The following is a 24,788-nucleotide window of genomic DNA, read 5'->3' on the forward strand; positions in this document are numbered from 1 at the left end:
GAGAGACAACAGCGGCCGGAAGTCCAACATACACCGCAGTTACGATGTACACCTGTGTTAAGGGAATGTAAAAGATAATCAATAATTTGTAAAACCATTTAAGATTCATTAAAGGTTTGGGATCTAAGATACATTCATAAGCACACGAGACAACGATAAACAGAAAGGATTGATCACATATGGCGATTGAGGTATTCAACCGTTATGAGAACAAATATTTGTTGGACAACGAAGCCTACTATAAATTTTATAACCAATTGCTTGAATACATGGAACTGGACGATTTCAACAAGCAACATGAGTTTTACTCCATAACCAACTTATATTATGACACGGAGCACAACACCCTGATTCGTAACAGTCTTGCGAAGCCCAAGTACAAAGAGAAGCTTCGTTTAAGAGCTTACGGTGTTCCAAATCAAGATACGAAGGTGTATCTGGAAATCAAGAAGAAGGTATTTGGTCTTGTTAATAAAAGAAGAACGTCGCTTAAATTAAACGAGGCTTATGATTTTGTCGCCACCGGTATGGAACCGGAATTCAAGGATTACATGAATAAACAGGTGATTGAAGAGATCAAATATTTTCTGACACGCTATGATTTGCAGCCCAAGGTGTATCTGTCTTATGACCGAAAAGCGTTGTTCTGTAAAAACAATCGCGATCTAAGAATTACATTCGATACAAATATTCGCAGCCGCCGGTACGATCTGAAGATGGAGCAGGGTGTTCATGGCGAACCCTTGCTGGAGCCGGGGCAGTGGCTTATGGAAGTAAAGGCTGAGAACACGATTCCGGTCTGGCTGGCCAGAATGCTCTCAGAGCATCAAATGTACCGTACAAGCTTCTCTAAGTACGGCAACGAATATAAAAAAATGCTGAAGAACAGTAAAACAGAACGGGAGAGTGCCCTCTATGCTTGATTCATTATTTACCGTAGCAACTAGTACAGAGTTAACGTTTACCAACGCACTGCTAACTATTTTTATAGCTATTGTTCTTGGCGGAATCATTAGCTACACCTATATGAAGACGAATGCCAGCGGCTATTCGCAAAGCTTCACACTGACGATGGTACTGCTGCCCGTAATTGTGGCAATCATCATTTTGCTTATCGGCAGTAATGTTGCCAGAGCTTTCAGTCTTGCCGGGGCGTTCTCCATCATTCGCTTTAGAAGTGCGCCGGGCGATCCGAAGGATATCACATTTGTTTTGTTCACCATGGCTTCTGGACTTGCCTGCGGAGTGGGTTCCTTTGGATATGCAGTTTTGTTCACCCTTATCCTATGTGCCCTTATGTTTATCCTTAACCGGACTAACTTTGGCGTAAGAACAACGTCGCAAAAAACATTAAAGGTAACCATCCCGGAGAGTCTGGGATATGAGGAAGCCTTCGCTGAAGTATTCAATAAATATAATGTTGGATACGAGCTTAAAAAGATTAGAACAACTGAGCTTGGCAGTTTATATGAGCTGGTCTACGCTGTAACGCTGGGTGAGGCTGTGAACCAGAAGGAATTTTTGGATGCGATTCGTACCCGGAACGGTAATCTAGACCTCTCGCTGACCATGACTCCAACTGTTAATGACTATTAAGATAACGAAAGGATGGATGAAAAATGGATAAATATATAACCGGAAGTAAAGTAGGAATCTTGCTATTGTGTGCATTACTTATGTCGGCTTGCAGCACCAATTCCACAACAACACAGTCTGAAGCGGCGGGTACAGCAGCAGCCTCGGGAACAACGATAACTCAGAACGGGGCTGACACGGGAGTACAACTGGCAAGCGCCAAATTGTCCGATCTGGTGACGTTCGATGAAGAGGATTCTAATACAACTTGGACGGCTGACCAATCGACGGAAATTGCTTTGGCTGGAACAAGTGCGCTTGTTGACGGCACCGGGGCTGAGTCTAAGGATGGCGCAGTGACAATTACTGCAGCAGGAACTTATGTGCTGTCTGGTAAGCTGAGTGATGGACAGATTGTAGTTAATAATCAGGATGAAGGTAGTGTGCACTTGGTACTGAACGGTGTGAACATCACGAACAGCGATAGTGCTGCAATTTATATTAAAGAAGCAGGCAAAGTGATCATTACCTTGGAAGACGGGACGGAGAACTCCGTATCTGATGGAGCAACTTACGTGTATGCCGATGAAACTACAGATGAACCGAGTGCGGCTATCTTCAGTAAAGCGGATTTAACGATTAATGGTACCGGGAAGTTGTCTGTTTCCGCTAACTATAATGACGGAATTACGAGCAAGGACGATCTGAAAATTATGGGTGGCACTATTGAAATTAAGGCTGCCGATGACGGGATTGTAGGTAAAGATCTTGTCGCTGTACAAGACGGAAATATCAGCATAACGGCAGAAGGCGATGGTATGAAATCAACCAACGATACTGAGACGGACAAAGGCTTCATAGCAATAGCAGCAGGAACATTTGATATTACGGCTGGTAATGATGGAATTCAAGCTGAGACTTCACTTGTAATAGATGGCGGAACATACACCTTAGTTACGGGTGGGGGCAACGAGAAGGGTGAAGTGAAAACAGGTGATCAAGGGCAAGGTATGGGCATGAGAGGTGGCCGAGGTCAGGGAACAGGGGATCAAGCACCAGGAACAACAGGAACCTCAACACCTGAAACAAAACCAGAGACGATGCCAGAAACAAAACCGGAGATACCAACAACGGAAGCATCAACAACGACAACAACGGCAACAACTACAGGATCGGAAACACCAAGTACTAAAGGCTTGAAGGCTGGAGGAGATATTAGCGTGAACAACGGAACCTTTACCATCGATTCTGCTGATGATGCAGTGCACAGCAACAGTAACATTGCTATAGCTGATGGAGAATTCAACATCAAAACTGGCGACGATGGAATCCATGCGGATGCCTTGGTGGCGATATCTGGTGGCAAAATTGATATTACGAAGAGCTACGAAGGGATTGAAGGAGCAAACATCGAGATTTCCGGTGGCGAGGCTCATGTGGTTGCTTCTGATGATGGAGTGAATGTAGCAGGAGGTAACGATGAGGCGACTGTAGGCGGCGGGCCTCAGGAGCAGGATCAATTCAGCGATTCTGCTAGCAATATGCTAACGATTAGTGGAGGAACACTAACGGTGGATGCTTCAGGTGACGGGCTGGATTCGAACGGCTCCATCACAATGTCGGGTGGCACGGTTATTGTCAATGGACCTACCAATAGCGGTAACGGTGCACTTGATTTCGACGGTAGCTTTGAACAGAGTGGAGGAATTTTGGTGGCTGCGGGAAGTTCGGGCATGGCACAAGCACCGTCTGACACCTCTAGCCAACATGCAGTGAGCATGACTTTCCCTCAGACCCAGGAGGCTGGAACCTTGGTTCATCTAGAGGACAGCGAAGGCAACACAATCCTGACCTTTGCTCCTTCGAAGAGCTATCAAACGGTGGTGATTAGTTCACCGGATCTGAAGGACGGAGGTTCTTACACCCTCTACTCGGGAGGTACCTCGACTGGTAGTGAAGCGAACGGACTGTATACGGATGGTGAATACACAGGAGGAACAAAAGTAGTAGCCTTCGAAATTACAAGCAGCGTAACTTGGCTAAATGAATCCGGAGTAACAACCGCAAACACCAATCAAGGTCCAGGTGGCGGTGGTGGTGGAAACAGAAGACCTTAGTTTATAAATTGCATATCAAAAGCCACTCCAGCATTATTTTGGAGTGGCTTTTGATAGTTTGAGGTAAATCAGTCGCCGTTAACAGGGATGGAATTCTGTTTAATCGGTTGATTTGAAGTATTGATGATCACATTATGTGAATTAAAAGACAGAATCTCAATTAGCTGCTCTGCCATATGGTTAGCTGTATATTTAAATCCGCCTTTTACCCATTCTATGATTAATCCAAATAGAGCATAGGCGGTATAACTGGAAAACAATTCGATATTAACATTGGTATTAGTGTTATTAACTGCGACTAAGTCCCGCTTGGTGAGCTCCTTTAAGAGGTCGCAAATCCTATTTTGGAACCCTGGCAGAACATTGGAATTTATAATGATGGTATAAAAATTAGAGTAAGAGACCACATGTTCAAAAATCTTGATGCTCGAGGTGGTCAGCTCACTAACTATAAATTTATCGGTATGAAGATAGGGTTCTTTATAAGCCTTAATTAAATCCTCCAACACATCATCAATTAGCTCATTCAGAAGTTCTTCTTTGGTTTGATAATGTTTATAGAAGGTTCCGCGGTTTAAATCGGCAAGGGTAACGATATCGGTTATCGTAATGGTGCGGAAATTCTTTTTTTCCATGATTAATATCAATGCGTTTTTAAGCTCTTTACGCGATTTGCTAGTTCTCCGATTATTTTTAAGCAACAGAAGACCACCTAACTGTCTATTTTCTAATCCTATTTGAACAGAATCCTGCATTATATATATTTATGAACATTTGGTGTCCCATTTGTATATTGATAGTTAAATTTTAGAGGATTAAACTTGAGTAGTATAAATTTTAAGCGTTAAAGAGATTTTATATATTGATATTTACATTATAGATAAACGTAAAGGAGACTTCCAACATGAAACTTCAAGACAGAGTTGCAGTGGTTACCGGGGCGGCATCAGGTATGGGGAAATCTATCGCAGAGTTGTACGCTAAAGAAGGGGCGAAAGTGATTGTAGCCGATCTTAATCTCGAAGGTGCAGAACAAGTAGCTGCAGGGATCAACAGTAATGGTGGAGTAGCTAAGGCACTGAAAGTAAATGTTGCCCTAGTTGAAGATATCGATAGCATGATTGATACCGCAGTAAAAGAATACGGAACACTAGATATTCTTGTGAATAACGCCGGTATTATGGATGGGTTTGAGCCAGTTGGCGACATTAGCGACGAGAAATGGGATCTTATCTTTGATATCAATACCAAAAGTGTAATGCGGTCCACTCGTAAAGCAATGCCTATTTTTCTGGAAAAAGGAAAAGGGGTTATCGTTAATACCGCTTCTACAGGTGGCGTAAGTGGTGCCCATGCGGGAGCAACTTATACTGCCTCTAAACATGCTGTAGTAGGCTTGACGAAAAATACAGCTTTTATGTATGCCAACAAAGGGATTCGTTGTAATGCTATCGCACCGGGAGCTACTGCCACAAACATCAGTGCTTCAATGAAAAATATAAATGAATTCGGCGTGAGCCGTACACAATTAACACAGGCTGTGATCCCTCGTGTAGGTACACCTGAAGAAATCGCACAAGTTGCGTTATTCCTGGCTTCGGATGATTCCAGTTTTGTGAACGGAGCTATCATCGCTGCTGATGCGGGTTGGACTTCTGCATTCTAAATGTTGGTTGTCTACCTCTGCCTCAACAATTTATCCACGGAGTCTTAGGGACCCAGATGACGTTATTCGCAAATTTTCAGTCTTTTGAGAAGGGATTCGGACTCCAGAGACGCTATTTCATATAAATCGACCCATATTTGGTGTTTTCGCGCCAATAGCTGCAGTGGAGTCCGATAGCAATTCAAATATGGAATAATGGCGCATTTAAGGTCTGCTGGGTCCGCCAACCAATTTTTTCGGGCAAAATGTTATCGGATTAAACGAAGGAGTGCCCCAGCACGCTACCATTATGCCAAATGATGACCCAAACGGGATGTTACATAAAACTCCGCTAGAGATTAATCTAGCGGAGTTTTTTATACGCTTGATATTTCCAGGGGAACCCTGCAAAATAGAGAGAATGCTAACTATAGAGGAGTTATATGAAATGAACGATGTTATGGTGCGGAATCATGTAAAAGTCATTGGAGCAGGAGAAAAAACTATCCTTTTTGCGCATGGATTTGGGTGTGATCAAAGCATGTGGCAGTTTATTACGCCATCATTTGAGAAAAAGTATCGAATCGTTCTATTTGATTATGTAGGCTCAGGCCATTCAGATTTAAGCGCATATACATCGGATAAATATCATACTCTCCATGGTTATGTACAGGATGTACTAGATGTCATCGAAACATTTGAACTCAAGGATATTATTTTTATAGGCCATTCTATTAGCTCTATGATCGGTTTGCTTGCTTCAATCGAGCGGCCGGATTATTTTGATAAAATGATTATGATCGGACCTTCCCCACGTTATTTAAATGAGGGAGATGCTTATTTCGGGGGCTTTGAAAAAAGTGATATTACTGAGCTTCTGGATATGATGGAGATGAATTTCGCGGGCTGGGCTAGCTTTATGGCTCCACTTGCGATGAATAACCCTGACCCAATGTTGACTAAACAGCTGGAACGAAGTTTTATTTCGGCCGACCCTATTATCGCTAGAGAATTTGCGGAAGTTACATTTTTTTCGGATCATAGAGAAGATCTGCCTAAAGCGACAGTGCCTACACTCATATTGCAATGCTCGGATGATAGTATCGTTCCTATAGAAGTAGGAGAATATTTACATAGACACTTGAATAATAGTACGTTCCGGTTAATGGAGGCCAAGGGCCATTATCCGCATATTAGCCATCCACAGGAGACCATTACTTTGATTAATGAGTATCTTAGGTGAGATGGAGAAGATTATGGTGTTGAAAGGATATTTAGACAATGGATGACCGGTTAAAATATGCGCCATGCGGATATGTTTCCATTACCCATGAAGGAATGATCCTCAATGTGAATCAAACCTTTTTGGATGGGATGGGATATCAGCAGGTTGATTTGGTAAATAAACATTTTGAATCTATCATGTCTACGGCAAACAAGCTTATTTTTCATTCATACTTCTATCCTTTTATCAATCTGAATGGACATGTAGAAGAGCTATTTATCAATTTGAAGGACAGCAAGGGACAAGCCGTCCCTTACTTGTTAAATGGTAGACGCCTCGAGTGTGAAGGTGTAGAGGTCATTGATTGTATTCTCGTACAGATGGGCAAACGTATTGATTATGAGCTAGAGTTACGATCTGCGAAGAAGCAAATAGAAGAGGCCTATTGGGAAAAAGATCAGGCGCTGGCAAAGCTCAAACAAATCCACCTGGAAATCGAGCAAAAGCAAGCTGAATTGCTGGAGATGAATGCCGTTTTAGTAGAGCTATCTACTACAGACAAGCTTACTGGATTAAAGAATAGAAGGTTCCTGCAAGAAAAGCTGGAAGAGCAGATTGCAGCGTATCACCGTGATCAGGCGCCTTTTTCATTATGTATTTTAGATATTGATCACTTTAAAAATGTGAATGATACCTACGGTCATCAGATGGGTGATTATGTCCTGGAGAAATTGGCGAGTATCCTGAAGTCCCAATCTCGTAAAGAAGATATAGTAGCTAGGTATGGTGGTGAGGAGTTTATCCTTCTGCTGCCTAATATAGATTCATCGGATGCCAAGGCTATAGCGGACAATTTGCGGCAATTCATTGCCAGCTCCACTTGGGAGATTGGCAGGGTTACGGTAAGCGTCGGCATAGCTACTTTTGAAGCAACCGATACAGACATCACTCTTCTGGAAAAAGCTGACCATGCGCTTTACGCTTCGAAAGAACAGGGGAGAAATCGCGTTACGCATATTATGGATTTGAGTGAAAAGCTTCTTTAATCGGAGGCTTTTTTGTTATTTATAAACGATACATCCTCTTTGCTCTAATTGCTCTAATAATTCTGTTCTTCTTAAGCTGTGATTCCATCTTAAATCCAGTTTCTCTAATCGTCCAAGTTGTAGAATCGAATCCGGGATTTCTTGCAGATTATTATCTCTTAAATCAAGCTCAACAAGGCTGCTTAATTGACCTATTTCCTCAGGAAGCTGATTAAGTTTATTTTTTCTAAGGTTCAGTCTTCTTAACTTGCTTAAATTACCGATAGATGAAGGCAGCTTAGTGATTCGATTATCACTTAAATCAAGTATCCGAAGTTCTTCTATAGCACCTAAATGTTCTGGTAACATGACCAGTTGATTACCATAGAGATGGATCTCTCTTAGCCCTTTTATTTGTGTGATCGAATCAGGTAAACATTCTAGCTGATTATAATAAAGCCGCATTTCAATCAGACTGCTCATTTCGCCTATACGGGCAGGCAATTGCTTGAGATGATTATCTGTTACGTTCAGATACTTAAGTTTCTGGAGAATACAGAGCTGCTCCGGCAGCTGTTCGAACTGATTATTGCTTAGGTATAGAAAAGAATCCAACCCCTGCAATCCGCCAATGCTCTCCGGCAACACCTTCAGCCGATTATGGCCTAAATCCAGCATTCTTAGGTGAACTAAGCGACCGATGTTCTCGGATAACTGTTCGATTTCATTGCCCGCATAATTAAGTACCTCTAATTCGTCATGAAGGAAGAGCTGATCGGGAATCTCTTTAATATGATTGTTGTACATGCTCAGTTCTAGTAGCGGATTGCTCTCAAACACGACATCTGGCGTTTCAATAAGTCCTTTTCCGTCAAAATTATATTTCATGAATGGATCTCCTTTGTAATTTGTATTGGCATCAAGCCTATGTGACAACGTTACGATAGAATATAACAGGATGATGATTTATTATCAGTATGTTGGCATACAAAACTATGGAATCTGTTAGAAAGGAATAATGAGATGGAAGCTTCTTTTTGGACTGGCACTCGCTTTTTTCAAGGTTTACCCTCGGAGAAGATCGAGGCGGTCTCAGGATTATTCACTTATAAGGCATATTCTAAGGGGACCATGGTGTTTGCAGAATCAGATCCGGGGGATTATGCCTACATTATCTATTCGGGGATTATAAGGGTGTACGCTACCACGAAAGGGAAAGAGCATACCGTAGATCTTTTTGGAAAAGGCGATTTCTTTGGCGATCTGGAAGTGATCCATCCCTCCAATATAAGAGTGCTGTCTGCGGTGGCTATGAATGATACTGTATTATTTGAGATTAAACATGAGCTTTTTAAGCAGATGCTTGCCGATTACCCGTTGATTAAGGAGCAATTGATGCTGCTGCAAATGGACCGTTTATTTTTATCGAATCGGTTATTACATGAAATGAAATTTCATGATGCGAGAGCGCGTGCGATATTTACGCTGAGAAGACTATACCAAAGATTTGGAGTAGAGGAGCAAGGCAAACAGAGGATTGATCTTCGATTGACCCATCAGCAGTTCGCGGATATGATCGGAACGTTAAGGGAGACGGCTACCCTTGTGCTTAAAGATCTGCAAGAGCAAAAGATTATTGAGATTCAACATCAGCAGATCACCGTGTTAGACGCGACATATTTACTGGAGTATACGGATTTCGATTGAGAAGAGCCGTTCCGGGATCTTTTTCAGAGAATCGATTATTAAAGGGGTTATGAATATGGCTTGTAATCATTGTGTAGTAAGAGAGCTGAATTTTCAAATCAAGCCTCATGGTGAGCTTAATCTTAGGGTTTTACCTAAGGTTATTCATCACTTGAGTAGAAGTAATACGATACATAAGGTAGAAGAAAATGTGATTACGATTAAGGAAGCTGAAGCGCGAGATCTTCTAGATTTCTGTAACGATCATATGGAGTCCGGGAAAATTGAATTTCGTATAGATGACCAAGCATGGAGACCTCTATCCGAGATGTCTACTGTAATGGATATGAAGTGGATTGATGAGGTTATCACTAAGGGTCTTGTTACTTGTTACTTCCAACCGATTGTGAACGTAAGGGAAGAGATTTTTGCATACGAGCTTTTATCGAGATTTAAAAAAGAAGATGGATCCCTTATCTATCCTAATGAGATCTTTGCGGCAGCACGGAATCGTGGGCGTTTATATGCTTTAGACCGGTTATGTAGAATGACTGCCGTAAAATATGCTGCGCCCTTAAATAAAAAAACGTTTATTAATTTTATCCCTACATCAATTTACGCTCCAGAGTTCTGCTTAAGATCAACGGTTGAATTGGCTAATCAATTAGGTGTCGATCCCTCTCTTTTTGTCTTTGAAGTTGTTGAAACGGAGAAAGTGGATGATCTCGCTCATTTGAAAGCTATTTTGACATATTACAAGGACCGGGGATTTGAATACGCTTTAGATGATGTTGGGGAAGGCTTCAGCACAATCGAGATGTTATTGGAGCTTAAACCTCATTACATGAAGTTAGATATGAAATATGTTCAAGGCGTGTCCAGTGATCCGAACAAACAGAAAATAGCTAAACAATTTTTAGAAAAGGCTTTAGAAATCCAATCTGTTCCTTTAGCAGAAGGTGTGGAGTTTAGAGAGGACTTTGAATGGCTTAAGCAGAGTGGTTATCAGTTGTTTCAGGGATATTTATTTGGAAAGCCTGATCCTATTCCCAAACAGTAATCCTAATGAGTATATATCGGTCCAGAGGATGAGATGAATTTCAGGTCAGAGTCTGAGTACAGCCAACCCCCGGGGTTGTATAATTTAGGTAATTTGAAAAGGGGGACGGGATGGATATGAAATGGCATCAATTTGTAACGCGCTGGGCGGATTCTAGGGGCTTTGATGGACGAGAAATTGATTATCAATGGCCTTCTCCCTCATTTCCGGTCATCAGTATTCGTAGTAATTTAGGGCGATACTCAGGTCAAAAGTATGGTCATGGAAGTAAACCCCGTGTAAAGACAGCTGTTGGTTTAATCGCTATTGGAGATGTAGCTGTCGGATTGATTTCCATAGGTGCGATAAGCGTGGGCGTACTTTCCTTAGGAGCAATATCACTGGGAATGTGGTTAGCGATTGGAGCAATAGCACTTAGCTGGCTTGGCTTCGCAGTGGGAGCGATTGCGATTGCAGGAGTGGCTGTAGGAGCGATCGCAATCGCGGAAAAAGCGTTGGGGGCCATCGCCATAGGGGATACGGCGTTTGGTGCGATAGCGATAGGCAGGATCGCTGGGGGTGCCATAGCTATCGGACAATGGGCATATGGTGTAATCGCAGTTGGCGAACATGGTTTCGGATTAATTCCCATCACGGGCGATGTGTGGAATTGGTTCCGGCGTTTGTTCGGATCGGGGAGTTAATTAGACCTCCAGTCCTAAAGGATCCCATTCTCTTCCGGGATAGTCGATAAATAATATCTATCACATGAGAAAAACTAATTGCAATTACCTATACTCATTTCATACCAATTAATCATGCGATCAGATCTAGGCTTATGTTACTCTTTGAATGTATTCGAAACTTCATAGGCAAACCTATGGAAATGTAGGGACGCAAAGCTATAGGGACTAAGGTTATCATAACTATTGTCAGCCAGCTGCCAAAGAGTGTGTAACGCTTTTTGTTAAAATATAAGAAAGTATAAGTTATACACCTATACTTAATATCTTATATTTCTCGCTTAAACGCTTACCGTCCTTATAAGGACGCCGAAGGCGTTTATGCTTGTTAAGGTTTAATAAAAATTAAGTCTTAATTTTTAGGCGACTTTATACGCAATCAAGCTACTCTTTTGGGGTAGTTTTTTTTGTGCCCATTTTTGGGCACTGGAGAGATTCATATGACATCTGGGGGTAAGAAGAGATGAAGAAAATGATTGCGATCGCTACATCGGCGGCCATGTTGGCCAGTTTTTCGAGTGAGGCAGGTTATGCTTTAGCAAGTGAGGCAAGCAAGGTAAATGTAACAAAAACAGTCGCGCAAAGTAAGGTCAACTTATTAAGCAACGCTTCGGTTATTCCGTTTGAGCTGTACGGCAAGGATGTTCTAAATGCCTATAATGAGGTTTTTAGAATGAATCCAGCAAATATTAAAACCATCACAAATAACGGTGGCAACTACTCAGGCTCACCTATAGCTAAGGCTATGGATGGGGATATGAGCACGCATTGGGAGACTGGCAAACCGAATAGTTCAACGTTTACGAATGAGGTTGTGTTTGTTTTCAATGAGTCCACTGAATTAAATAGAATGGTCTACGCCGCTAGGCAATCTGGTGCTAAAGGTAAAGGTTTTGCTCAAGAATTTGATATCTATGGCTCCACTACAGATGCAGGCGATTTCACACTCGTGTCTTCTGGAGAATATAAAGGCTCAACCGGTGATGTAGTGGAGATTCAGTTCGCACCTACGGCTTTTAAGAGATTTAAATTTGTCTTCAAAAAAGCCAACCAAGATTGGGCGAGTGCGGCTGAGTTTTCTTTTTATAAAGAGGATAGTGTCTCTGCTAAAATGAAAAATTTATTTACAGATGATACCTTGAGCCAAGTTAGTGCTGCCTTTAATACGACAGAGAAATTAACAGCTTTAGAGAATGAAGTGCAGGCACATCCACTGTATACGCAGTTTAAAGAAGAGATAGAGAATGCAAAGATCCTTTTGGAGAACCATCAGGTAGATGCAACGGCAGCCAAGGTTTCGAAGCTAAAAGGGTATGGTACAGCCTATGAAAATGCCTATAGCCAAGCTTATAGAATGCCAAATGCAAACGTATCAAAAGTAACGGTGAACGGTGGAAGCTACCCAGGTACGAAGCCTGAATATATGCTGGATGACCAGCCCACTACGCATTGGGAAACGAACAAAAACAATGATGCAAGCTTCACGAATGAAGTCGTGTTTGAACTAGCGCAAGCGGAAGTGCTGGACAGAGTGGCTTTTTTGGCTAGAGATAACCGCAAAGGATTCCCAGAGGCTTTTGAAATCTATGCATCAGAGACGAGTAAAGGAGAGACCTTCCAACTTGTATCTAGCGGAACCGCGATTAGTACCAATGATTTTCTGGAATTTAAATTCGAACCGACGAAGTTTAAAAGATTAAAATTTAAGTTCACAAAAGCTAATATTAACAGACCTTTTGCGGCTGAATTTAGATTTTATACAGAAGATAAAGTAAGCGAAGCTGTAAATGGTATTTTCACAGATGGAACGATGAGTGCGGTTGTGTCTGCTTATAATAACGTTGCAAAAATCAATGAATTGGAGGAAGCGACAAAAGTACATCCGCTCTATCCAATCCTTAAAGATTCATTGGAACTAGCTAAGAAGCTGGTTAATGGCGAGGTTCAAATCGAAGGTACCATCATAGAGGCGGAGCAGCGTGGAGATATGAAAAAACATGCTCAGCAAAACCTGAGAATAGGCTTCGGCACGAACAACCAGCCTACAGGACTTGCGGCAATGCCTGGCGAGACCATCAATGTTTATGTGGATGCTGCTTCGGGTGATAAGTTGCCTTCTTTGATCTTTTCTCAACAAGAGGGAGCTTGGAATAGTTGGGCTAGGGGCGTACAATTGCGTGCGGGCAAGAACACTATAACTGTACCTGAAATTGCAACGACTAGTGCTTATGCTCATGATGTAACTAAGGGCGGAACCGTTTATATCGTAAATCCCTATACAGCTGAGGAGCAAGGGAAGGCGCCACTGATCCGCTTCGAAGGTTTAGAAAAGATTCCTTTTATGACCAAGACCACGGATCCAGAACAATTCAGAACCTTCTTAACCACATACAAACAAAGATTAGACGAAGATAAAGCGGCTCATCCAAATGTTCAAGATCGCAAACTTATCGATGTGGTAGAAATGGCCAGCGATCATGTTATTTTTACAGGAACTGCGACTGAAGCGTACAACAAATTTATTACGCAAGGAAATAACCCGCTGGATACCGTAACTGGGTATGACACCTGGATGAAAAGCATTTTTACCTTCTATGGCTTGGATGGCAGTAGTGAGATTCATGATGCCAAGCTAATTCGTGAGAATATTCGATTGATGCAGCCTTATGGTGCGATGTATGCAGCGGGAGATCATACAGGGATCCAACTTGGAACAGTAGGAACCATGTTAGGTGATTTTAACAAAGCTTATCCGGGCTGGGGACTGAATCACGAAATTGGGCATCGCTTGGCTATGGGTGAACGGGAATATGGCGAAGTAACTAATAATATGGTGTCTATGTTTATGTCTGTCGCGGCGAATTCGATAGATAATCGTATACCGTATGAATCAGATATCTATAAATATGTCCTCGAAGAAAATAAAGTGGTTATGAATCAGCAGGGCTTATTTGCACAACTCGGAGCCTATTGGCAGCTGGAGCTGGCACATCCGGGATACTGGACAGAGCTGACCAAGCTATATCGGGAGCGGAAGGTCACCCTTCCCAACGGTGACAATTCCAAGCAGCAGTATTTGGTGGAGTTCTCCTCCGAAGTACTGGGATTAGATTTAAGCAGCTATTTTGCCAGACATGGCTTCACTGTGAATCCTGAGACAAAAGCGAAAGTAGCCAAGTATCCGGCACCGCAAAAGTTATGGTATTTAAATAACTCGGTGATTAATTATGAGGGAACTGGAATAGCGGATAAAAATCTGGCCATTAAGGTTAATATCACACCTAACACCACGGCTAGAACGAACACGTTAAGTTTCAGTATAGATAAAGAGCTTAAGCAAGATTTCTTAGGATATGAAGTGTATAGAAATAATGTGTTAGTTGGTTTTACAGGGACTGACCAATTTGTGGATCAGAATGTAGATGCGAGTATCAACTATACGTACAAGATCGTCGGTTATGATAAAAAGCTGAACCCACTGAAGCCCGTACAGGTTAAAGCCTTTAAGCCAGCCTTGTCTGTTGAAGATCAGCTCACTTTAAAGCTTAATCAAACCTTTGATCCGATGAGCTATGTAAAAGCGGCTAACTATCTAGGAAACGATATTACTGCAGATGTCTCTCTGAAAGCCAATAACGTTGATGTAACGCAAAAAGGCAACTACGAAATTGTATATGAAGTGAAAAGCGAAGGGGTTACGGAAACGAAAACCACACAGGTTACGGTAACGAGCGACTACGCCTATATTTCCGATCTCAATGCCAAGTCAGTCGTTGTAGGCTGGGGTGAATTAAAGAAAGATAAAGCCGTTTCCGGGGGAATCATAACCCTTGTTCGCCAAGGATTGGCTGCGACATACGCGAAAGGGATTGGTGTTCATGCCAACTCTGAGGTAGTTTACGATATTGAAGGTAAGGGTTACGACTTCTTTGAAAGCTACATTGGGATCGATCAAGCCATGAAAGGGAAACCTTCCTCGGCTACTTTTGCAGTGTATGTGGATGGAGAACAGAAATTTGAGAGTGATGTTTTCCGGGCAGGAACAGAACATCAATTTGTGAAAATCCCTGTGACTGGCGCAAGAGAGGTGAAGCTGGTTACAACAGATGCTAAGGATGGCAATGCTTCAGACCATACGGTATGGGCCGATGCGAAGTTCTCGAATAATTCAAGCAAACCTATCATTACAGTGCCGGAAGAGACAACCTTCGTTAAGCTGAACAGCGAATTTGATGTGTTGAGCGATGTTACGGCTTTTGATACGGAAGATGGTAACTTAATTGGAGCCGTTGATGTAAACCCAAATGGGTTCACATCAAGCAAAACAGGGACTTACAACGTCGAGTTTTCAGTCACAGACTCAGATGGGAACTCCGCTGTGCAGGCCAGAAAGATTGTTGTATACAGCGCTAGTAAATACCTGAGTGATGTAGATTGGCAATCGGCAAAAACGGATTATAATGTGGTTCGAAAAGATAAGGCTAGCTCTAACAATCCGATTAAGCTGCTGGTAAATGGCGAGGTCAAAGAGTTCGCTAAGGGCTTAGGAACCCATGCCAGCTCTGAAATCGTGTATAATCTGGCGGGTACAAACTATGAATATTTTGAAACATATGTAGGGGTTGATAGAAATATCCCTGAGCAAAGCAACTCCAGTGTGATTTTCAAAATCTTTGCCGATGGGGCAGAGGTTTATAACAGCGGACTGATGAAATTTGGTACAGAAGCCAAGCTTGCGCGGATACCTGTTAAGGGGGTAAGTGAATTGAAGCTGGTGTTAGATAATGCAGGTAACGGAAATGCTTCAGATCACGGTGATTTTGCTGATGCGAAGTTTATGATCTTGAACAATACACCAGAGCTTACCATACCTAAATCTGTCTCAACCAAAGTGGGCCAAGTGATTGATATCAGTGAAAGCTATTCGGCAATGGATTCGGAAGACGGTGACTTGACGGCTCAAGTGAAGGTCACAGGTCAAGAGCAAGTTAAATTCAACCGGGCTGGAAAGTATCCAATCACTTACACAGTAACAGATAGTGATGGAAATACGACCACGAAGATTAGAACTATAGCCGTAGTAGACATGACGGACTTTACGTATATGACGGATTACGACTGGAACTCTACTCAGAACAGCTATACTGCACCTTTGAAGGATAAATCTATTAGTGCGAATACGCTGAGATTAACAGATGAGAACAATCAGGTAGTGTCCTATGAAAGAGGAATTGGAGCGCACTCTAACTCGACGATTGTATACGATCTAAGCGACAAAAACGTGGACTATTTCACTTCCTATGTAGGTGTAGATAGACAAATGTACGGTTCTGTTGGTTCGGTGAGCTTTGAGGTGTTTGTCGATGGAGAGAAGAAATTCGATAGTGGAGTCATGAGTTCAAGAGATCCGCAGAAATTCATTGAATTGGATATTAATGGAGCAAAAGAACTGAAATTAGTTGTCACAGACGGGGGAAATGGCAACGGATCTGACCATGCTACATGGGGTGGAGCCAAACTACATTTTGCGAATGGAGATCACTTATTCACTGGAGATCTGGAACAGGCGATTGCAGCGGCTAAAGCAATTTCTCTAGAAGGCTTCACACCTGAGAGCATCGCGGCATTTACGTCCAACCTCTCGACAGCAGAGACAGTGTTGGCTAACTCTTCTGTTACGCAAAGTGAAGTAGACGAAGCTGTAGCAGCGTTGCAACAAGCAACCGAAGGTTTGGTCCAAATAGATCTTACGAAAGAGATTACTGTGGCGGACCCGTATTTAAGTGCTTCGATCAAGACTACATTGGGCGTAACTGGAGAACTAACGTTAGGGGATATGTATAACCTTACAACGTTAACCAGCGAAACCAGAAGAGCCAGATCCTTGGAAGGTTTGCAGTACGCAAAGAACCTAGAGACACTTGATATTACTGGAAATGAAATTACAGATTTCTCCCCATTACAAGGGTTAACTAAACTAACGAGCTTATTGGCCGACCCACAAGTGTTAGAGGTAGGAGAATTTAAGGGACCTGTGGTTGAAGTAGCTAATCTGGTGAGAGGGCTCGATGGCAGCAAAGTGATCCCTAATTCCGCTGGGGTAAGAAACACTAGAACATCTAAAGAAATTGTGTTTGATATGAAGGAATGGGCTGCTAATCCGGATGTGTTCACTATTGACCTATCAAACGAGGAGAAAGGAACTTACATGCTGGGGTTAACTTACCAAGTCGCAGGTAATCTCGTGCAAATCATTTCTTTTATTGATAATAATTAAATTCCCAAGAAAACAGGCGGATTGTGGTCTCTATAACCATGGTTCGCCAGTTTTTAAATGAGGAAGTTTTTATGTAAAAATATCCATTTTGTCATGTGACAAAAGAAATGACAACGCTCACTATAAGCGGTGTAGTCTTTTAACTATACTTAATCAGAAATGCGCCAAATTTAAATGAATACTCTAATTGAAGCTTTTTATACAAAGAAGTAAATAATGTATGCGGTTTAGAGAGAGGTGTTTCTGTGAAAATCATCATTGTAGATGATCATCCTTTAGTTAGAAGAGGGCTGGCATCTGTCATTGCAATGCAATCGGATATGCAATTTGCAGGTGAAGCTACGACTGGTCCGGAAGCACTTGATGTGATTGAAGAGACAAAGCCAGACATTGTCCTCATTGATCTTAAACTTGCTGATGAATCAGGACTGGATGTCATTAAGATAGCACGTACCCGCGGCATTGTTAGTAAATTCATACTGTTGACTTCCTCTGCGAGCAGAGAGGATTTTTTGAGGGCTGAAGAAGTACTGGTAGACGGATATGTACTGAAAGAGGCACTGCCGGAGGAATTACTCTTTGCTATCCAGTTGGTGTACAAAGGGAGAAAATATTACGATCCTGGCCTAATGGAAGAAAAGATGCGAATGAGCGCCAGCAGTCCAACAGATGAATTGACACCAAAAGAGAAGGAAGTCCTGATTCAGCTTGGACAAGGTGCTTGCAATAGAGTGATTGCCACACGTCTTTTTATCAGTGAATTTACGGTGAAGAAGCATGTCAGTCAGATTTTAGCGAAGCTGCAGGTTACTGACCGGACACAGGCGGCACTGTGCGCCAACGCGATAGGATTAACGAAATATGAAATGTCTTACGAGTAGAACGGCAAGATCAGATGTTATAATGGCTTTAACTACTTTGCAAGATTGAGTATTCTGTCTAATTGTAATTAGGGAGTGCTGTTGATGTTTGAATTGCCAGGATACCAAACCTTAGATCTGATAGATAATACCGCGGATATCAGATTATACAGACTCCTACGTCAAGAGGACGGCCTAAGGGTTATCGCTAAGACAACAATAGGAGAATACCCGGGAGCTGCCATGGTCGATGCTTTTCGTCATGAGTATGACATGCTTAAGCGACTTTGCGGACGTGGTGCAATAGAGGCGTACAGTTTGGAAATTATGGCGGACCGACCAGTCCTTCTCTTAAAAGATATAGAGGGGAGTACTCTTGGGCAGATCCTGCGTATGCCTGTTAATTCACTGGGTCTTCCAGCGCTGCTTCGGATCGCTACAGCCATTGCTGATTGTCTTATGCAAATTCATCGTGAAAAAATAACACTAAATGAACTAACCCCCGCTCATCTAATCGTCAATCCCATTACTTTTGAAGTGAAATTTATTGATATAAGAATGTGCTCTACCGAAAACATCACGAGTCCTTTGTCACCGTTAAGCGGTCGGCCCGATGTTCTGCTTCCTTATATAGCTCCAGAACAAACGGGACGAACCGGAGTCAAACCGGATTACCGTTCTGACTTTTATTCGCTTGGGATCATCCTGTATGAATGTCTCTCAGGCAGCCGCCCCTTTGAGCTGCATGATGTTGTTGATATTGTATATCGTCATCTTGCAGATACACCTGAGCCTCTGCACCGCAAGTTCCCCACTATCCCTCTATCGGTCTCTGATATTGTTGGTAAATGCATGGAGAAGATGCCTGAAGCGAGATACGCCAGCGCATTAGGCATTAAATCGGATTTTGAGGAATGTCTATCCCGTCTAGAAGAATCCGGGCATATTGAGCCTTTTCCACTAGGAAGCTGGGATATCCCAGAGCGGTGGATGGTATCAGGACGCTTCTATGGAAGACATCTTGAGCAACAAAGCTTAAGGGAAGCGCTGCAACGAGCATCACAAGGTGCCGTAGAGACGGTCTGGATTAGCGGGGAGAGTGGTATCGGCAAAACAACCTTTCTAAAGGAGACCCTTAGAAATACAGTCTCTTTGGATGGTTTCTTCGCCAGAGGCAAATTCGAATCCCGACATACCTCACTCCCTTATGGCATCTGGCATCAAGTCATAGAAGAGTTGGTTAGTCAGCTGCTGATGGAAACAAAGCTGCAAGTGGAGGTTTGGAAGCTGCGTATTCTACAAGCAGTGGACAATTACGGTCAGTTGCTGATCGATTTTGTTCCTAAGCTTGAACTCTTGATTGGCCCACAACCCTCCGTGCCTTCACTGCCACCGCTGGAAGCTCAGCATCGCTTTCAATTAATCATGAGCCGATTTATTCAACTCTTTCCTCATGAGGATCATCCATTGATCTTGGTATTGGATAATTTGCAATGGGCTGATGATACGTCGCTGCAATATCTCACTTCGCTTATAGAGGATACGGCAACGACTCATCTGCTAATCGTGCTTTCCTATCGCAATCGGGAGATTACAAGGCTGCACCCACTCAGTAGGCTGGAAAAGCATCTGATTGACCGCAACGTAGCGATGAGCAGAATTTCTTTACAAGCGCTTGAACTCACCGATTTAAAACAACTGCTACTTGATGTTATGCGTTACGAGGCAGCTGACTTGGACGAGCTGGCGCGTGTGCTGCTTCATAAGACAGATGGAAACCCGTTATTTATTAAGCAATTCCTTCAAGATTTGATAGATGATCAGCGAGTGGAATTTGATGAGAATATTCGAAGCTGGAAATGGGATCTCCAGCGTATTACTGAATTAAATGTTCCCGATAACGTAGCTTCATACCTTTCAAGTAAATTGCAACAATTTTCTGAACAGACGGTATATGCACTTAGCAGAGCCGCATTCATAGGCAGCCTATTTGATTTACGTACACTTGCTGATATTACGGAGACCCCGATAGAGGCATTGAGCGAAGCGTTGGCGGTTGCTGTACATGGGCGCTTGTTGCAGCCCGTTAACGGGGAGGAATATCCGCATTATAAGTTTCAGCATAACCGCATTCATCAGGCAGCATATGCCTTTATTTCCGAAGAGGAGCGTTCCGAGCTGCATTGGAAGATTGGTCTGTTATTGCTAGGCCGCAGCCCGCTAAGTGAAGGAACGACCCTATTTGAAGCTGTCCAGCATTTGAATCAGGCACTTACATGGTTAGACCGCCCTGAACAGAGGCTTCAACTGGTAGAGCTGAACTTACAGGCAGGGGTCAAAGCGAAGCAAACAACCGCACATGAGACAGCCTTACAACATATGCTTCAGGCAACGTCATTATTAGCGGAGCAGAGCTGGGAGGCGCATTATGGGCTAACCTTCCGGGTATTTCGTGAGAGGGCAGAGCTCGAATATTTATGTTCCCATTTTGATACGGCTAATGAATTATTCCATCTGTTAATTGATAAAGCTACGACAAATATGGATAAGGCTTATGTCTACGCAATGAAGGTGCAGTTGGAAGCAAGTAATGATAACCACGAAGAGGTGATCTCCTTAGGCCAGCATACCCTATCGTTACTGAAAGTGAAGCATCAATTTGATCCTGGTTATGCTCAATTGACGCTTCAATGGTTACGATTGCGGCGTAGACTCAAGAAGGTCTCACTCGAATCGCTTACTCTTTTACCTCCAATGACTGATGAAGCACGTAGAATCGCAATGTCTACTTTAGATCATTCGAGCAATGCTTGTTTCTACGTCAATCGAGAAGGGTGGCTCGCTTCTTCCTTCACCATGATTGAATTAACGCTTGATTATGGGATGACCCCGGAGGCTTCCATTGGATTCATAGGCTATGCAATGTTTCAGTACTATTACTTCCGTAATGATGAAGAAACATTTAAATGGGCCATGCTGGCATTCAGCTTATCCGAACCCTATCCGAAACAGCATATGACAACCTTAGCCGCGTTCGCCATGTGCTACGATAGCTGGCGGCATTATGATCCAGCTATGCTCCATACATTTACCGAGAAGGCTGGTAAAGTGGGACTGGAATCAGGTGACTTATGGAAGGGCAACCAGAATGTGCTGATCAACTGTGCCTCCCTTTTGCAATTTGGTCATCCTCTCGGCGATATCTATGAGCGATTAATTACTCATTCCGGAGATTTGCTGCGCCATAACAACAGTCTTCACTGTAAGCAGGCTATTGTAGCGGCGGCCATTCTTGTTCGACTGACAGGTTATCGCTCTATAGATGATCCCTTTCCCATCGCGGAGATTAGCGAGCCTGATTTTGCACAGTCGGTTCATGGGGACACCTTTGATTTTATACAAGAAATGGTCTGGATCTATCAGTATTTGACGGGCTATGTATTTGGAGAATACCGAGAAGCCGGTGAGGCATTAGCCAAATCAGCGGCCATTATAAAATCACGCGAAGATGGCTTAGACAGTCCCATGCAGATCATGTATGAATGTTTAGTCTGGGCTCAGTTGTATGAGGAATATAACGCTGAAGAGCAACGTACATATCGGGCAAAAATGCGTAAATGCTTGAAGAAAATGAAAAAGCTTGCCAGGCGTTGTCCGGGGAATTATCAGCATAAATATCTGTTGATGAAGGCTGAGTTAACTCGTCTATCGCGAGATCCCCGCCAAGCTGAAGCGTTGTATGAGCAATCCATTGAGACCGCCCGGGTCCACGGTCATATTCACGATTTAGCGATGGCGGCGGAATGTTATGGCAAATATGGGCTTCGTCATGGCAAAATGCATCTGGCAAGAATCTATATGACTGAGGCCTATGAGGCTTATCTGCAATGGGGCGCAAAGGCTAAAGCGGCTGACCTGGAGCAGCAGCATCGCCATTTGCTGCATATTAAACGAGAGCCCGGGCTCGATCGTGTGGATTCCCTTTCTGTGGTAATGTCTGCCCAAGCATTATCGGGCGAGATGGAGATGAGCCGATTATTGGCCACGCTGATGCGAATCATGCTCCACAATGCTGGGGCAGAATATGGGGCTGTTATTTTTGATCATGACGGCAAATGGATGGTGGAAGCTTATGGGACCTCAGAAGCCCAGCATATCGAATCTGTTCCACTTGGGGAAGAATCGGGGTTGGTCCCGGCAGCGATTATAGCTTACGCGGCAAGAACACAAGAACAGGTTGTATTACATGATGCGCTCAGTGAAGGGATATTTACACGTAATACTTACGTTAGGAATAATAGACTGAAATCTGTTCTATGTCTCCCCATCATGAATCAGAATAAATTGGTTTGCCTGCTCTATTTGGAGAATAATCTATCGCCGGGTGTATTTACTCCAAGCAGACTCGATGTGCTCAAGCTGCTTGGTTCACAATGCGCAATCTCAATCGCTAATGCCAAGCTATATTCGGGAATCCAATATCTCAAAAAAAATCTGGAGGATCAAGTGGTAGAAAGAACTCGCAGCCTGGAGCGTTCGATGCGGGAAACATCTGCGGCTTTGGCCGAAGCTACTGTTTTTGAGGAACGCAATCGTATTGCCCAAGAGATTCATGATATTGTCGGGCATACCCTTACATCGACGATTCTGCAGATTGAAGCTGGCAAGCGGCTGCTTCAGAAGAAGGAGATAGACAGCGGCTTTCAGCGTCTGGCAGAAGCCCAGGATCTTGTGCGGCATAGCTTGAATGAAATCCGCGGCTCTGTCCATATGCTGAAAGAGGACAGGTATTCTGACCTAACCGTGATGCTGAGGCAGTTGATTAAAGATACAGAACGCAATGCAGGCGTTGTTGTTCATGCAGTTATTTATGATCTGCCGGAAGCCATGTCAACAGCCTATAAAAAGGCAATCTATCATGCTTTGCAGGAGGGCTTAACTAATGGGATCAGACATGGAAAGAGTGCCGAGTTCCATTTTAGTCTGGAGTCTGTTGGAGCGAACTTGCAGTTTAGACTCAAGGATTGTGGGCTAGGGATGAGTCCAATCGTGATGGGATTTGGACTTAGGACGATGAAGGAACGGGTTGAGCAACTGGGAGGCAGCTTATCCATCGATTCAGAAATGGATGAAGGATGTTTACTGGAGATTGATCTGCCCATGCGAAGGGTTGTGGATAGAACATGAGTAAAATAAAAATTGTAATTGCCGATGATCAATTGTTGACGCGGGAAGGACTTCGCACCATTTTGGATCTGGAAGATGATATGGAAGTGGTCGGTGCTGCCAAGAATGGAGAAGAGGCTTGCGAGATGGTGGAGGCACTCCAGCCTGATCTGGTGCTGCTTGATATTCAAATGCCAGTTATGGATGGCCTTAGCGCCTTGAAACGAATAAAGCAGATTCGGCCGAACATCTTCATTCTGATCCTGACTACTTTTATAGAGACTGATTATATTGTAGAGGGAATGGCCTACGGAGCAAGCGGTTATATGCTGAAGGACATGGACGCAGATAAAATGATCGCTTCGATTCATGATACGTTATCCGGGCAATTTATTCTGCCAGCTCCGGTAGCAGCCAAACTGGCGTCGAGGATGAACAGGTTAACAGAGGACTATGAACATTGGCAAAGATCGGGTCTGGATCGTATCAGTCTGACAGAACGGGAAGAAGAGCTGGCACAGCTCATTATCCGGGGACTGAACAATCGTGAAATCGCCGATACATTACATATTGCGGAAGGTACGGCGCGCAATTATATTAGCAATCTTTACAGCAAATTAGAAGTGGTTGATCGGGCCCAAGCGATTGTGCGACTGCAAGCTATTTTGTAATAGTTGTTGCTGTTAACGAATTACTGTCGGGGCCAAATATTCAAACAGCGGGAGATTCCTCAGTATTCCAAATGTAACGGTCAGAATCAACATTATAGCCATCATTGCCTGGCTAAGAGGCCGGATTTGCTTCTTATTAGTAATCCAATACAACATATACAGAGGTGCTAAAATAAACAGCAACGGGTTAAATCTAAACGCTTGAATAACGTCGAGCTTCAGCAAGGAAAGAATAACTCTTGTGACTCCACATCCGGGACAATACAATCCAGTCCATTCATGAAATGGACAAGGGATACTAATCTTGGTTAAGGGTATCCATGCTTTGAGATAAACTACGCCGACGAGACTTAAGGACACACCCCAAAATAGTTTAGGATGTGTCCTTTTATAAGTCGTAAACTTATACCAGTTTATTAACATCGGATTGTACCAAGGCATACGTGACAATACCCAGACCAAAGAGTGTCAGGATCACATAAAGCACTGAATTATCTGACGGGTACTGGCCGCGCTGTCTTTGAGCTTCAGCAATATGTTTACCTACCTGATAGGCCCAAATGAAGCTCCAGATCCCACACGTAACCAACGTTAAAAGAAAATGTTTTCCTCCTGTAAATGTATAGTCCCCACTCAGTTCGCCTACCTCATTGGTTAGAACAATAAACCAATATATTGTATAGAGCCCACATGTAATTAATGACAAAATAATGGCGAATGCAACACTTCTGCGACTAATCATTACTCACTCTCCTATCT

At 43.1% G+C, this 24,788-nt stretch carries 17 protein-coding genes and 1 riboswitch; of the genes, 13 read left to right on the forward strand and 4 right to left on the reverse strand.

From position 1 onward, the window contains the following. Positions 1–179 precede the first annotated feature (179 nt). Genes MHH49_RS10650 through MHH49_RS10660 form a run of 3 tightly spaced genes read left to right on the forward strand, consistent with a single transcriptional unit; the run spans position 180 to position 3,692 of the window. Entirely contained in the window at positions 180–923 is a 744-nt protein-coding gene (locus MHH49_RS10650) for a polyphosphate polymerase domain-containing protein (protein WP_036682286.1), read from the forward strand. Beyond that, entirely contained in the window at positions 916–1,596 is a 681-nt protein-coding gene (locus tag MHH49_RS10655) for a DUF4956 domain-containing protein (protein ID WP_036682284.1), read from the forward strand. The genes MHH49_RS10650 and MHH49_RS10655 overlap by 8 nt, the downstream gene beginning before the upstream one ends. 23 nt (positions 1,597–1,619) lie before the next feature. Next, entirely contained in the window at positions 1,620–3,692 is a 2,073-nt protein-coding gene (locus MHH49_RS10660; protein WP_036682282.1) for a carbohydrate-binding domain-containing protein, read from the forward strand. Positions 3,693–3,760: 68 nt separating this feature from the next. Here the strand turns inward: MHH49_RS10660 and MHH49_RS10665 are convergent, their stop codons facing one another. Beyond that, entirely contained in the window at positions 3,761–4,393 is a 633-nt protein-coding gene (locus MHH49_RS10665; RefSeq protein ID WP_235219469.1) for a TetR/AcrR family transcriptional regulator, read from the reverse strand. Between the two features lie 203 nt (positions 4,394–4,596). Here MHH49_RS10665 and MHH49_RS10670 point away from each other — a divergent pair, with 203 nt between their 5' ends. The 3 genes from MHH49_RS10670 to MHH49_RS10680 all read left to right on the forward strand — a co-directional run bounded on the left by MHH49_RS10670 (position 4,597) and on the right by MHH49_RS10680 (position 7,608). Beyond that, positions 4,597–5,358, forward strand: a complete 762-nt coding sequence (locus tag MHH49_RS10670; protein WP_036682280.1) for an SDR family oxidoreductase — start codon at positions 4,597–4,599, stop codon at positions 5,356–5,358. 427 nt (positions 5,359–5,785) lie between these two features. Continuing rightward, on the forward strand, positions 5,786–6,580 hold the full coding sequence (locus MHH49_RS10675; protein WP_036682278.1) for an alpha/beta fold hydrolase: 795 nt from the start codon (positions 5,786–5,788) through the stop codon (positions 6,578–6,580). A gap of 38 nt (positions 6,581–6,618) precedes the next feature. Next, complete coding sequence (locus MHH49_RS10680; RefSeq protein WP_036682276.1) at positions 6,619–7,608, forward strand: sensor domain-containing diguanylate cyclase; 990 nt, start codon at positions 6,619–6,621, stop codon at positions 7,606–7,608. Between the two features lie 15 nt (positions 7,609–7,623). Here MHH49_RS10680 and MHH49_RS10685 read toward each other — a convergent pair whose 3' ends face one another. Next, complete coding sequence (locus MHH49_RS10685) at positions 7,624–8,475, reverse strand: leucine-rich repeat domain-containing protein (protein WP_036682274.1); 852 nt, start codon at positions 8,473–8,475, stop codon at positions 7,624–7,626. A gap of 135 nt (positions 8,476–8,610) precedes the next feature. On the opposite strand from MHH49_RS10685, the gene MHH49_RS10690 reads away from it, so the two are divergent. From MHH49_RS10690 to MHH49_RS10720, 7 genes are all read left to right on the forward strand, one after another. Further along, positions 8,611–9,294, forward strand: a complete 684-nt coding sequence (locus MHH49_RS10690) for a Crp/Fnr family transcriptional regulator (protein WP_036682272.1) — start codon at positions 8,611–8,613, stop codon at positions 9,292–9,294. A 55-nt stretch (positions 9,295–9,349) separates the two neighbouring features. Then, positions 9,350–10,333, forward strand: coding sequence for an EAL domain-containing protein (locus tag MHH49_RS10695; RefSeq protein ID WP_036682271.1), 984 nt, complete (start codon positions 9,350–9,352; stop codon positions 10,331–10,333). A gap of 116 nt (positions 10,334–10,449) precedes the next feature. Further along, positions 10,450–11,016, forward strand: coding sequence for a hypothetical protein (locus MHH49_RS10700; RefSeq protein WP_036682474.1), 567 nt, complete (start codon positions 10,450–10,452; stop codon positions 11,014–11,016). Positions 11,017–11,173: 157 nt separating this feature from the next. Next, positions 11,174–11,260, forward strand: a riboswitch (cyclic di-GMP riboswitch). Positions 11,261–11,518: 258 nt separating this feature from the next. Then, positions 11,519–17,332 (forward strand): NPCBM/NEW2 domain-containing protein, encoded by a 5,814-nt coding sequence (locus MHH49_RS10705; RefSeq protein ID WP_076099749.1) that lies wholly within the window; start codon positions 11,519–11,521, stop codon positions 17,330–17,332. Positions 17,333–17,577: 245 nt separating this feature from the next. Then, on the forward strand, positions 17,578–18,213 hold the full coding sequence (locus MHH49_RS10710; protein ID WP_036682269.1) for a response regulator: 636 nt from the start codon (positions 17,578–17,580) through the stop codon (positions 18,211–18,213). Positions 18,214–18,297: 84 nt separating this feature from the next. Then, a complete protein-coding gene (locus tag MHH49_RS10715; RefSeq protein ID WP_341138116.1) occupies positions 18,298–23,379 on the forward strand; it encodes an AAA family ATPase in 5,082 nt (1,693 codons plus the stop codon). After that, positions 23,376–24,029 carry a response regulator transcription factor gene (locus MHH49_RS10720; protein WP_036682266.1) on the forward strand — a complete coding sequence of 218 codons (654 nt, stop codon included), beginning with the start codon at positions 23,376–23,378 and terminating at the stop codon, positions 24,027–24,029. Before MHH49_RS10715 ends, MHH49_RS10720 begins: the two co-directional genes overlap by 4 nt. Positions 24,030–24,041: 12 nt before the next feature. Here the strand turns inward: MHH49_RS10720 and MHH49_RS10725 are convergent, their stop codons facing one another. Then, positions 24,042–24,470: a DUF2752 domain-containing protein gene (locus MHH49_RS10725; RefSeq protein ID WP_341138117.1), complete on the reverse strand. Its 429-nt coding sequence runs from the start codon at positions 24,468–24,470 to the stop codon at positions 24,042–24,044. After that, the gene (locus tag MHH49_RS10730) at positions 24,433–24,771 is read right to left on the reverse strand and encodes a DUF4234 domain-containing protein (RefSeq protein WP_051491231.1); all 339 of its coding nucleotides are present in this window, start codon (positions 24,769–24,771) and stop codon (positions 24,433–24,435) included. Before MHH49_RS10730 ends, MHH49_RS10725 begins: the two co-directional genes overlap by 38 nt. Positions 24,772–24,788 lie beyond the last annotated feature (17 nt).

It is taken from the genome of Paenibacillus sp. FSL F4-0122 (assembly GCF_038002845.1).
GTDB classification, from domain to species: domain Bacteria; phylum Bacillota; class Bacilli; order Paenibacillales; family Paenibacillaceae; genus Paenibacillus_AQ; species Paenibacillus_AQ odorifer.